Genomic DNA, 10678 nt, shown 5'->3' on the forward strand with positions numbered 1-10678 from the left:
CCCGGGGAGCCGTTCGCACGCCGGGCCCGTCGCCATAATGGCCCATGCCTTCGAGCCCGCCGTCCGGGACGCCCTCCGGCACTGCCGGCCTGCCCCATTCCATCGATTCACCCGAGATGTGTCGCGCGGGTCGCGAACTGCTCTCGCTGGCGCTGATCGATGCGCGCAACCACACGCTGCACCTGCTGTCGCTCTACGAGCAGGCGCTGGGCACCGCGGCGCTCATCGTGCCGCGGCAGGACGACATCGATCCGCCGCTCTGGCTGGCCGGCCACATCGGCTGGTTCGCCGAGTGGTGGATCGCTCGTAACACGCAGCGCGCGTTCGGGCCCGACTGCCCGGTGCGGCCGACACGCCTGGCCGCCATCGAGCCGCAGGCCGATGCCTGGTGGAACCCCGCGCAGATCGACACCAAGGCGCGCTGGTCGCCCGACCTGCCCGACCTGTCGGTGACCAAGGCCTACCTGCTCGAGACCCTGGAGAGCACGCTCGAGCTGCTGGAGCATGCGGTGGAAACCGATGCCGGGCTGTACTTCTATCGGCTCGCGCTCTTCCATGAAGACCTGCGCGGCGAGCAGCTGGTGGTGATGGCCCAGACACTGGGCCTGCCGCTGAGCGTGGAGGTGCAGCCTGCGGCGGTCGAACGTCCGCCGCTGCTGCTGCCCGCCACCCGCTGGACGCTCGGCACCGAGGAGGGCGGCTTCGCCTTCGCGCAGGAGCGCGGCCGGCTGCCGCTGGACATTCCCGAATTCGAGATCGACGCGCAACCCGTCACCTGGAACCAATACGTCGAATTCGTCGCCGACGGCGGCTACGACCGCGAGGAACTGTGGTCGCCCGGCGGCCGCGCCTGGCTCGCCGGCCAGCCGGAAGGCCGGCGCAGTCCGCGCCACGTGGAGCAGATCGGCGCGGCGCGCGGCGGCAGTGGCGGATCGGTCTTGCAGCATCACTTCGGCCGCACCATGCGCGCCGCCGGCAACCAGAGCGCCGTGCACGTGAGCTGGTGGGAGGCCGACGCCTGGGCGCGCTGGGCCGGGCGCCGCCTGGCCACCGAGGTCGAATGGGAGATCGCCACGCATCAGGCCGCGCGCCGCGGCTTTCGCTGGGCCGACGTGCACGAATGGACCGCCGGCACGCTGCAGCCCTGGCCCGGCTTCCACGCCGATCCGTGGAGCGCCGGCACGGCCTTCGACCCGCAGCCCGCCTTCGGCCAGGCCCGCGTGCTGCGCGGCGCCTCGCTGGCCACCCGCGCGCGCCTGCGTTCGCCCAAGCGCCGGGGTTTTGCACGGCCCGAATGCGACGACGGATTCTTCGGGTTCAGAACCTGCGCCGTATAGCGTCTCAAGCCGGGCGTGTGGCCATGCCATCATGCGGGCAGGGCTGACACAGACAACATCGATCGATCGAAAGGACGCTGCCGAATGGCTCGCGTGCGTGACCCGGCTGGCTACGACGGCCAGCGAGAAATGATTCTTCTGAATGCGGCGCAGCTGTTCGCGCAGCGCGGCTATGCGGGCACGTCGATGAACGAGGTGGCGGCCGCTTGCGGCGTGTCGAAGGCCACGCTGTACCACTACGTGCGCGACAAGCACGACCTCGCGGTGCGCATTGCCGAAGAGCACGTGCAGCGGCTCGAAGCCGTGGTCGAAGAAGTGCTGCGTGACCATGCGACGCCCGAGGCGCGGCTCGCTGCGCTGATCCGCAGCTTCGTGGCCGAGTACGCGCTGGCGCAGAACGCGCAGCGGGTGCTGACGGAGGATGTGCGCTTTCTGCGCGAGGAAGACCAGCAGCGCATCGTCGGCGTCGAGCGGCGCGTGGTCGCTGCGTTCGCACGCACCATCGCCGAGGTGCGCGGCGAGGACGCGCAGAGCAAGCTCGGCAAGCCGATGGCGATGCTGCTCTTCGGCATGATCAACTGGATGTTCACCTGGATGAAGCCGGGGCGCGAACTCGACCATGCGGCCATCGGCGAGATGGTGGCCGACCTGTTCTTCGGCGGCGTGCGGGCCGTGAAGGTGCCACCGGCCTTGCTCGATGCCGAGCCGCTCCCGGGCAGCGAAGCGCAGCAGTCGCGCTAGTCCACCGATCGCTCAGCCGCGACGGGTGGCGATCAGCGACTTCACCTCGGGCGACTGCAGCCGCGGCCGGTCTTGCTCCGCGGCCGCGAGCGGCTGTACCTCGACCATGCTCGCCAGGCAGCGCCGCGTGAGTTCTTGATAGGTCTGCGTGCCTTCCTGCTTCCACGCGATCTCGTCGTCGCCGAGCTGCCGCCGCACCTTGGCCGGAATGCCCGCCACCAGGCTGCGCGCCGGCACCTTCATGCCGGCCGGCACGAAGGCACAGGCCGCGACGATGGCGCAGGCACCGATTTCGGCTTCGTCCATCACCACCGCGTTCATGCCCACCAGCGCGTCGCGCCGCACGATGCAGCTGTGGAGCACCGCGCCGTGGCCGATGTGGCCGTCTTCCTCGATCACCGTGTCCTGGTCGGGAAAGCCGTGGATCGTGCAGTTGTCCTGCACGTTGGACCCGCGCTCCAGCACGATGCGCCCGAAGTCGCCCCGCAGGCTGGCGCAGGGGCCGACGTAGCAGTCGGGGCCGACGATCACGTCGCCGATCAGAACGGCGGTGGGGTGAACGTAGGCACTGGGGTCGACCACCGGGACGACGCCTTCAAGCGCGTAGCAGGGCATGGGGATTTCCTTGGACGTGTTGTAAGCAAAAAGGCGTAGGCTCGCTGCGAATCAGGGTTACTACCGAATACCGAAGACTTGCGGCTAGCGGAGCTGAAATCCTATAATCAACCGAACGGTCGGTCAATTATTCGAACAGCGTCGAACTGTCGCTCGCACACCGGCAAGCCGATCTTCAACCCCTTGGATGTTCGCCACGATGAACGAAGACCTGGTTCTCATCGCCCAATCCGGCGCCGTGCGCTCGCTGCGGCTCAACCGCCCCGACGCGCTCAACAGTTTCACATCGGAACTGCACGCGGCGCTCATGGCGGCGCTCGAGGCGGCCGCGGCCGATCCGGAAGTGCGTTGCGTCGTCATCGGCGGCTCGGGCCGTGCCTTCTGCGCCGGGCAAGATTTGTCGGACCCGCTGGTCGCGCCCGACTTCGCGCCGGGCGCCGCCCCCAGGGACTTGGGCAAGGTCATCGAATCGCTCTACGCTCCGCTGGTCATGCGCCTGCGCTCCATGCCGGTGCCGGTGATCGCCGAGGTCCACGGCGTCGCTGCCGGCGCCGGTGCCAACCTGGCGCTGGCCTGCGACCTGGTGGTGGCGGGCCGCTCGGCCAGCTTCATCCAGGCTTTCGCCAAGATCGGGTTGGTGCCCGACACCGGCGGCACGTGGCTGCTGCCGCGGCTGGTCGGCCCCGCACGTGCGCTCGGCCTGGCGATGCTGGGCGACAAGCTGCCGGCCGCCGAGGCCGCCGAAATGGGCTTGATCTGGAAATGCGTGGACGACGACGCCCTGAGCCTCACAGTCGAAGACCTGTCGCATCGCCTGGCCGCGATGCCGTCGCGGGCCCTGGCCGTCACGCGCCAGGCACTGGCCGATGCCCAGCAGATGGACCTGCCGACCGCGCTGGCCCGCGAGGCCGCGCTGCAGCGCGAGCTGGGCTCTGCCGCCGACTACCGGGAGGGCGTCGAAGCCTTCCGCGCGAAGCGCCTGCCCCGATTCACCGATCGTTGAACGACCCGCAATCATGAGCAACGACACCCAAGCCCAGCGCACCGCCGAGCGCGTGCGCGACGCCATGTTCGCCAACGACCGCGCCGTGCGCGGCCTCGGCATGGAGATCGAGGCCATCGCGCCGGGTCGCGCCGACATCGCGATGACCGTGCGCGAAGACATGCTCAACGGCCACGACATCTGCCATGGCGGCTTCATCTCGACGCTGGCCGACTCGGCCTTCGCCTATGCCTGCAATTCCTACAACGAGGTGACCGTGGCCTCGGGCTTCGGCATCGACTTCGTCGCGCCGGCACGCGAGGGTGACCGCCTGGTCGCGCGCTGCGTCGAGGTGTCGAAGGCGGGCCGCACCGGCGTGTACGACACCGAGGTGCTGAACCAGCGCGGCGAAAAGGTCGCGGTGTTCCGCGGCCGGTCGTACACGCTCAAGGGCAAGCCGGTCGCGGCGGCCTGAGCGGCACCGCAGCAGCAACAACCCCATTCGACCAAGGAGACACGTCCATGCCCGTCAAGCGCCCCGCGCCCGGCGACCTCGACCCCATCGAATCGGCCAGCCGCGACGAGATCGCCGCGCTGCAGCTGCAGCGCCTGAAGGCCACCTTGCAGCGGGCCTACGACCACGTGCCGCACTACCGCCAGGCGTTCGAGGCACGCGGCGTGCATCCCGACGACCTGAAGCAACTCAGCGACATCGCGAAGTTCCCGTTCACGGTCAAGAAGGACTTGCGCGACAACTACCCCTTCGGCATGTTCGCCGTGCCGCGCGAGCAGGTGGCGCGCATCCATGCGTCGTCCGGCACCACCGGCAAGCCGACGGTGGTCGGCTACACGAAGCAGGACATCGAGCATTGGGCCGACCTGGTGGCGCGCTCGATCCGCGCCGCCGGCGGCCGGCCCGGCGACATCGTTCACGTGGCCTACGGCTACGGCCTCTTCACCGGCGGCCTGGGGGCGCACTATGGCGCCGAACGTGCGGGCTGCACGGTGATCCCGATGTCCGGCGGCCAGACCGAGAAGCAGGTGCAGCTGATCCGCGACTTCCGGCCCGACATCATCATGGTTACGCCGAGCTACATGCAGGTGATCATCGAGGAGTTCCAGCGCCAGGGGCTCGACGCGCGCGAGAACTCGATTCAGGTCGGCATCTTCGGCGCCGAGCCCTGGACCGAAGCCATGCGCCGCGAGATCGAGCACAAGGGCGGCATGGACGCGGTCGACATCTACGGCCTGTCGGAAGTCATGGGCCCCGGCGTCGCCAGCGAATGCATCGAGAGCAAGGACGGCCCGGTGGTGTGGGAAGACCACTTCTATCCCGAGATCATCCACCCCGAGACGGGCGAGGTGCTGCCCGACGGCGAGGAAGGCGAGCTCGTCTTCACCTCGCTGACCAAGGAAGCGCTGCCCATCATCCGCTACCGTACGCGCGACCTCACGCGCCTGTTGCCGCCCACCTCGCGCGCCTTCCGCCGCATGGGCAAGATCGTCGGGCGCAGCGACGACATGCTGATCATCCGCGGCGTCAACGTCTTCCCGACGCAGATCGAGGAGATCGTGCTGGCGCACGAAAAGCTCTCGGGCCAGTACCTCATCAAGGTCGGCCGCGACGGCCACCTCGACAGCGTCGAAGTGCGCTGCGAACTGCAGCAGGGCGCCGACGGCATCGGCGATGCCGAATGCGACCAGATCGCCCAATGGGTGCAGCACCGCGTGAAGACCTTGGTCGGCATCTCGACCACGGTGCTCGTGCAGCCACCCGCCACGCTCGAACGCACGCTCACGGGCAAGGCCCGCCGCGTGATCGACGAAAGAACCAAATCCTGAAAGGACACGCCATGTACACCCAAGCCATGGACACCATGGGCAAAGAAGGCAAGGACGGCAAGGACGAGGGCCGCAAGGCCTTGCGCTCGGCCGAGGAGTTGCGGCTCGAAGAGCGCTTCGACGAGCGCATCGACGCCGGCGGCTTCATCGAGGCCAAGGACTGGATGCCCGAGCACTACCGCAAGACGCTGGTGCGCCAGATCAGCCAGCACGCGCATAGCGAGATCGTCGGCATGCTGCCCGAGGGCAACTGGATCACGCGCGCGCCCACGCTCAAGCGCAAGAGCATCCTGCTGGCCAAGGTGCAGGACGAGGGCGGCCACGGCCTTTACCTCTATGCCGCGGCCGAGACGCTGGGCACCAGCCGCGACCAGATGCTCGACGCGCTGCACACTGGCAAGGCCAAGTACAGCTCGATCTTCAACTACCCCACGCTGACCTGGGCCGACATGGGCACCATCGGCTGGCTGGTGGACGGCGCGGCCATCATGAACCAGGTGCCGATCTGCCGCTGCTCCTACGCGCCCTATGCGCGCGCCATGATCCGCATCTGCCGCGAGGAGAGCTTTCACCAGCGCCAAGGCTACGAAGCCCTGCTGACCATGATGCAGAACGGCACCGAGGCGCAGAAGGCCATGGTGCAGGACGCGGTGAATCGCTGGTGGTGGCCGTCGATCATGATGTTCGGCCCGCCGGACGACCAGTCGCCCAACAGCGCGCAGTCGATGCGTTGGGGCATCAAGCGCTTCTCCAACGACGAGCTGCGCCAGAAGTTCATCGACGCCGCGGTCGAGCAGGCCAAGGTGCTGGGCGTCACGCTGCCCGACCCCGACCTGAAGTGGAACGAAGAGCGCCAGGCGCACGACCACGGCCCGATCGACTGGTCGGAGTTCTGGCGCGTGATCGCCGGCGACGGCCCCTGCAACCGCGAGCGCCTGGGCGCACGCGTCAAGGCCTGGGACGACGGCGCCTGGGTCCGCGAGGCCGCACTGGCCCATGCCCGCAAGCAAGAAACGATGAAGGAGGCCGCATGAGCGACACCACCACTGAATGGCCGCTTTGGGAAGTCTTCGTCCGCAGCAAGGCGGGCCTGGACCACAAGCACTGCGGCAGCCTGCATGCCGCCGATCCGCAGATGGCCGTGCAGATGGCACGCGACGTCTACACGCGGCGCCAGGAAGGCGTGAGCGTGTGGGTGGTGCGCTCCGACCAGATCGTGGCCAGCGACCCGGGCGACAAGGACATGTACTTCGATCCGGCCGAAGACAAGGTGTACCGGCACCCGACCTTCTACGAGCTGCCGAAGTCCGTCGACCACATGTGACCGGCCACGCCATGCAAGCATCCATCGAACTCGACCGCCGCCCCGACGTGCAGTACCTGCTGCGCCTGGGCGACACCTGCCTGATCCTCGCGCAGCGCCTCGGCGAATGGTGCGGCCACGCGCCCATCCTCGAAGAAGACATCGCCATGAGCAACATGGCGCTCGACCTGCTGGGCCAGGCCCGCGCACTGCTCACCCGCGCGGGCGAGATCGAAGGCCGCGCGCACGACGAGGACCAGCTGGCTTTCCTGCGCGACGAGCGCGACTACTTCAATGCCACGCTGGTCGAGCTGCCGCGCGGCGACTTCGCCTTCAGCGTGCTGCGCAATGCGATGGTCGCGACCCTGCTCAAACTGCTGTGGGAGCGGCTCGAAACCTCGAGCGACACCGAAGTGGCCGCCATCGCCGCCAAAGCCATCAAGGAAGCCCGCTACCACCAGCAGCACGCCGCCGACTGGGTGGTGCGCCTGGGCGACGGCACGGCGGAGTCGCGCGCACGCATGGCGTCGGCGCTGATCGAGCTGTGGCGCTACGTGCCCGAGTTGTTCGCGGCCGATGCCGTCGACGACGAAGCGCGCGCCAGCGGCCTGGGCCCGGCATGGGCGGAGCTGCGCGAACCGTGGTCGGCCGAGATGGCGGAAGTGCTCGACGAGGCCAAGCTGAGCGCGCCGGCCGAATCGGCCTTCATGAGCACCGGCAAGCGCGGCGTGCACAGCGAGCACATGGGCTACATCCTGGCCGAGATGCAGCACCTGCAGCGCGCCTATCCCGGCGGGGTGTGGTGATGGCCGCCATGCCGCTGCCGACCGCCGACGACCAGGCACGCGTCGCGCGCGCCTGGGACGTGCTCGACACCGTGCTCGACCCCGAGGTTCCCGCACTGTCGGTCTGCGACCTCGGCATCGTGCGCGATGTGCTGCCGCACGCCGACGGGCTGGAAGTCGTGCTGACGCTGACCTACTCGGGCTGCCCCGCCACCGAGGTCATCGAGCGCAGCGTCATCGATGCCGTGGACGCGGCAGGTCTCGGCCCGGCCCGCGTGAGCCTGCGCCGCGCGCCGGCCTGGACCACCGACTGGATCAGCGCCGAAGGCAAGCGCAAGCTGCGCGAGTACGGCATCGCGCCGCCCGGCGCCGCGGCCTTGCCCGGCGGTGCAGTGCCGATCCGCCTGGTGCGCCGGCAGGCGATGCAGCCCGTGGCCTGCCCGCATTGCGGCAGCGCGCACACCGAGCGGCTGTCGGCCTTCGGCGCGACGGCCTGCAAGTCGCTCCACCGCTGCCTCGACTGCCGCGAACCCTTCGAGCACTTCAAACCCATCTGAGCCCACGAACGTCCAACGAGCTTCAACACGAGCGTCCTATGAGCGTCATCTTCCACCCGCTGCGCGTGCGCAGCATCGAGCCCGACACCGCCGAGGCGGTCATCGTCTCCTTCGACGTGCCCGAAGACCTGCGCGGCGTGTTCGGCTTCACCCAGGGCCAGTACCTCACGCTGCGCAAGGAGATCGAAGGCCAGGACCTGCGCCGCTCGTACTCCATCTGCGCCGGCGTCGACGACGGCGAGTTGCGCGTGGGCGTGCGCAAGGTGCAGCAGGGCGTGTTCTCCAACTGGATCAACAGCAGCCTGCAGCCCGGCGACACGCTGCACGTGATGGCGCCGCAAGGCCGCTTCTTCGTGCCGCTCGACCGCGAGGCGCGGCGCCACCACGTCGGCATTGCGGGCGGCAGCGGCATCACGCCCATCCTGTCGATCATGAAGACGGTGCTGGCGCGAGAGCCGAATTCACGCTTCACCCTCATCTACGGCAACCGCGCCCTCAAGTCCACGATGTTCAAGGAAGAGATCGAGGACCTGAAGAACCGCTACATGACGCGCCTGGTGCTGCAGCACGTGTTCTCCGACGACCACACCGACGTGCCGATCCATGCCGGCCTGATGAACCGCGAGAAGATCGGCGAGTTCCTGCAGGGCCTGGTGCCGGCCGGAAGCATCGACCACGTCTATGTGTGCGGCCCATTCCAGATGAACGACGAGGCCGAGGCCGCGCTGCTGGCAGCGGGCGTGCCCGAAGAGCGCATCCACATCGAACGCTTCGGCCTGGCGCAGACGCCCGCCGGCGGAGCTGCCAACGTCGGCGCGGTGGTGCACGAGCCGCAACCCGGCGATGCCGAGACGGCGCGCATCACCATCGTGCGCGACGGCATCAGCCGCGAGATCCCGTTCACCAAGGGCCAGCCCAGCATCCTCGACGCGGCCTCGTCGGCCGGCCTGGAGGTGCCGTACTCCTGCACCTCGGGCGTGTGCGGCACCTGCCGTGCGAAACTCCTGGAAGGGGAAGTTCGGATGGAGCGCAACTTCGCGCTGGACAAAAATGAGGTCGCGGGCGGCTTCATACTCACGTGCCAGGCACACCCGCTGACCGAGCGCGTGCTGCTGTCCTTCGACGAACGTTGACGGCGCCGCGCGCCCGATCCGTCGCCCGTTATTTTTGCAACTGCTGGAGACTTCGAAAATGCAATCTTTCACCCGCCTCGGCGTGGCGCTGCTGTGCGCCATGGCCTTCGCCGCGCAGGCCGACGTCAACGTCGGCGTCACCCTGTCGGCGACCGGCCCCGCCGCTTCGCTGGGCATTCCCGAGAAGAACACCATCGCGCTGATGCCCAAGACCATCGGCGGGCAGAAGATCAACTACATCGTGCTCGACGACGCGTCGGACACCACGGCCGCGGTGTCGAATACGCGCAAGCTGATCAGCGAGAACAAGGTCGACATCGTCATCGGCTCGACCGTCACGCCCAACTCGCTGGCCATGATCGACGTGGTCGCCGAAGAGAAGGTGCCCATGATCTCGATGGCCGCTTCGGCGCGCATCGTGGAGCCCATGGACGACAAGCGCAAGTGGGTCTTCAAGACGCCGCAGAACGACATCATGATGTCGCTGGCCATCGCCGAGCACATGGCCGCCAACGGCGTGAAGTCGGTCGGCTTCATCGGCTTTTCCGACGCCTACGGTGAAGGCTGGTTCCAGGAGTTCACCAAGGCCACCGACCTCAAGAAGCTCAAGATCGTGGCCAACGAGCGCTATGGCCGCAGCGACACCTCCGTCACCGGCCAGACGCTGAAGCTGATCTCGGCCAAGCCCGACGCGATCCTGATCGCCGGCTCCGGCACGCCGGCCGCGCTGCCGCAGAAGACGCTCAAGGAGCGCGGCTACGCCGGCAAGATCTACCAGACCCACGGCGTGGCCAACGGCGACTTCCTGCGCGTTGGAGGCAAGGACGTCGAAGGCACGCTGCTGCCTTCGGGCCCGATGCTGGTGGCCTCGCAGCTGCCCGATTCGCATCCGGTCAAGAAGTCCGCCAAGGCATATGTCGAAGCCTACGAAGCCGCCAACGGCAAGGGCAGCGTGTCGACCTTCGGCGGCCATGCCTGGGATGCCGGCCTGATCATGAGCGCCGCGATTCCCGTCGCGCTCAAGTCGGCCCAGCCCGGCACGCCGGCCTTCCGCGCCGCACTGCGCGATGCGCTCGAAGGCGTGAAGAACGTCCCTGGCGCGCATGGCATCTTCTCGATGTCGCCGACCGACCACCTGGGCCTGGACCAGCGCGCTCGCGTGATGGTCAAGATTGAAAACGGCGCCTGGAAATATCAACCGCAGGAATAAGCTCTCCCCTAGGCTCCCCCACTTCGTGTGGTCCGCCAACCCCCTCACCGGGGGCGACACCAGCGGCCCGGCAAAGCCGGTTCCGCGAAGATGTTGCTCTCCCCCAGGCTGCCCCACTTTGTGTGGTCCGCCAACCCCCTCACCGGGGGCAACACCAGCGGCCCGGCAAAGCC

The 10678-nt window shown here is 68.3% G+C and carries 12 protein-coding genes; 11 read left to right on the forward strand and 1 reads right to left on the reverse strand.

The window, feature by feature from the left end; translation table 11 throughout:
* The first annotated feature begins 44 nt into the window (after nt 1–44).
* On the forward strand, nt 45–1337 hold the full coding sequence (locus tag B0W80_RS32845) for an SUMF1/EgtB/PvdO family nonheme iron enzyme (RefSeq protein WP_077003335.1): 1293 nt from the start codon (nt 45–47) through the stop codon (nt 1335–1337).
* Nucleotides 1338–1421: 84 nt separating this feature from the next.
* Nucleotides 1422–2078, forward strand: coding sequence for a TetR/AcrR family transcriptional regulator (locus B0W80_RS32850; protein ID WP_077003336.1), 657 nt, complete (start codon nt 1422–1424; stop codon nt 2076–2078).
* A gap of 12 nt (nt 2079–2090) precedes the next feature.
* On the opposite strand, the gene B0W80_RS32855 is transcribed toward B0W80_RS32850, so the two are convergent.
* Nucleotides 2091–2693 (reverse strand): phenylacetic acid degradation protein PaaY, encoded by a 603-nt coding sequence (locus tag B0W80_RS32855; RefSeq protein ID WP_077003337.1) that lies wholly within the window; start codon nt 2691–2693, stop codon nt 2091–2093.
* A 199-nt stretch (nt 2694–2892) separates the two neighbouring features.
* Here B0W80_RS32855 and B0W80_RS32860 point away from each other — a divergent pair, with 199 nt between their 5' ends.
* Genes B0W80_RS32860 through B0W80_RS32900 form a run of 9 tightly spaced genes read left to right on the forward strand, consistent with a single transcriptional unit; the run spans nt 2893 to nt 10505 of the window.
* Complete coding sequence (locus B0W80_RS32860; protein ID WP_077003344.1) at nt 2893–3696, forward strand: enoyl-CoA hydratase-related protein; 804 nt, start codon at nt 2893–2895, stop codon at nt 3694–3696.
* Nucleotides 3697–3709: 13 nt separating this feature from the next.
* Entirely contained in the window at nt 3710–4150 is a 441-nt protein-coding gene (gene paaI / locus B0W80_RS32865) for a hydroxyphenylacetyl-CoA thioesterase PaaI (protein WP_077003338.1), read from the forward strand.
* Between the two features lie 47 nt (nt 4151–4197).
* Nucleotides 4198–5517 (forward strand): phenylacetate--CoA ligase PaaK, encoded by a 1320-nt coding sequence (gene paaK, locus B0W80_RS32870; RefSeq protein WP_077003339.1) that lies wholly within the window; start codon nt 4198–4200, stop codon nt 5515–5517.
* Nucleotides 5518–5528: 11 nt separating this feature from the next.
* Nucleotides 5529–6551: a 1,2-phenylacetyl-CoA epoxidase subunit PaaA gene (gene paaA, locus B0W80_RS32875; RefSeq protein ID WP_077003340.1), complete on the forward strand. Its 1023-nt coding sequence runs from the start codon at nt 5529–5531 to the stop codon at nt 6549–6551.
* The gene (gene paaB / locus B0W80_RS32880) at nt 6548–6841 is read left to right on the forward strand and encodes a 1,2-phenylacetyl-CoA epoxidase subunit PaaB (protein ID WP_077003341.1); all 294 of its coding nucleotides are present in this window, start codon (nt 6548–6550) and stop codon (nt 6839–6841) included. Before paaA ends, paaB begins: the two co-directional genes overlap by 4 nt.
* Before the next feature lie 11 nt (nt 6842–6852).
* Nucleotides 6853–7626: a 1,2-phenylacetyl-CoA epoxidase subunit PaaC gene (gene paaC / locus B0W80_RS32885; RefSeq protein ID WP_077003345.1), complete on the forward strand. Its 774-nt coding sequence runs from the start codon at nt 6853–6855 to the stop codon at nt 7624–7626.
* A gap of 8 nt (nt 7627–7634) precedes the next feature.
* Entirely contained in the window at nt 7635–8162 is a 528-nt protein-coding gene (gene paaD, locus B0W80_RS32890) for a 1,2-phenylacetyl-CoA epoxidase subunit PaaD (RefSeq protein ID WP_256856754.1), read from the forward strand.
* Nucleotides 8163–8200: 38 nt separating this feature from the next.
* A complete protein-coding gene (gene paaE, locus B0W80_RS32895; protein WP_077003342.1) occupies nt 8201–9295 on the forward strand; it encodes a 1,2-phenylacetyl-CoA epoxidase subunit PaaE in 1095 nt (364 codons plus the stop codon).
* A 58-nt stretch (nt 9296–9353) separates the two neighbouring features.
* Nucleotides 9354–10505, forward strand: coding sequence for an ABC transporter substrate-binding protein (locus tag B0W80_RS32900; protein ID WP_077003343.1), 1152 nt, complete (start codon nt 9354–9356; stop codon nt 10503–10505).
* The last annotated feature ends 173 nt before the right edge of the window (nt 10506–10678 follow it).

The sequence above is a fragment of the Variovorax sp. KK3 genome, assembly GCF_001984055.1.
In the GTDB taxonomy this organism is placed as follows: domain Bacteria; phylum Pseudomonadota; class Gammaproteobacteria; order Burkholderiales; family Burkholderiaceae_C; genus Variovorax.

What these genes read in the sequence shown, in the direction of transcription:
- B0W80_RS32845 (WP_077003335.1), top strand. Translation starts at nt 45, where the DNA reads ATGCCTTCGAGCCCGCCGTCCGGGACGCCCTCCGGCACTGCCGGCCTG.
- B0W80_RS32850 (WP_077003336.1), top strand. Translation starts at nt 1,422, where the DNA reads ATGGCTCGCGTGCGTGACCCGGCTGGCTACGACGGCCAGCGAGAAATG.
- B0W80_RS32855 (WP_077003337.1), bottom strand. Translation starts at nt 2,693, where the DNA reads ATGCCCTGCTACGCGCTTGAAGGCGTCGTCCCGGTGGTCGACCCCAGT.
- B0W80_RS32860 (WP_077003344.1), top strand. Translation starts at nt 2,893, where the DNA reads ATGAACGAAGACCTGGTTCTCATCGCCCAATCCGGCGCCGTGCGCTCG.
- paaI (WP_077003338.1), top strand. Translation starts at nt 3,710, where the DNA reads ATGAGCAACGACACCCAAGCCCAGCGCACCGCCGAGCGCGTGCGCGAC.
- paaK (WP_077003339.1), top strand. Translation starts at nt 4,198, where the DNA reads ATGCCCGTCAAGCGCCCCGCGCCCGGCGACCTCGACCCCATCGAATCG.
- paaA (WP_077003340.1), top strand. Translation starts at nt 5,529, where the DNA reads ATGTACACCCAAGCCATGGACACCATGGGCAAAGAAGGCAAGGACGGC.
- paaB (WP_077003341.1), top strand. Translation starts at nt 6,548, where the DNA reads ATGAGCGACACCACCACTGAATGGCCGCTTTGGGAAGTCTTCGTCCGC.
- paaC (WP_077003345.1), top strand. Translation starts at nt 6,853, where the DNA reads ATGCAAGCATCCATCGAACTCGACCGCCGCCCCGACGTGCAGTACCTG.
- paaD (WP_256856754.1), top strand. Translation starts at nt 7,635, where the DNA reads ATGCCGCTGCCGACCGCCGACGACCAGGCACGCGTCGCGCGCGCCTGG.
- paaE (WP_077003342.1), top strand. Translation starts at nt 8,201, where the DNA reads ATGAGCGTCATCTTCCACCCGCTGCGCGTGCGCAGCATCGAGCCCGAC.
- B0W80_RS32900 (WP_077003343.1), top strand. Translation starts at nt 9,354, where the DNA reads ATGCAATCTTTCACCCGCCTCGGCGTGGCGCTGCTGTGCGCCATGGCC.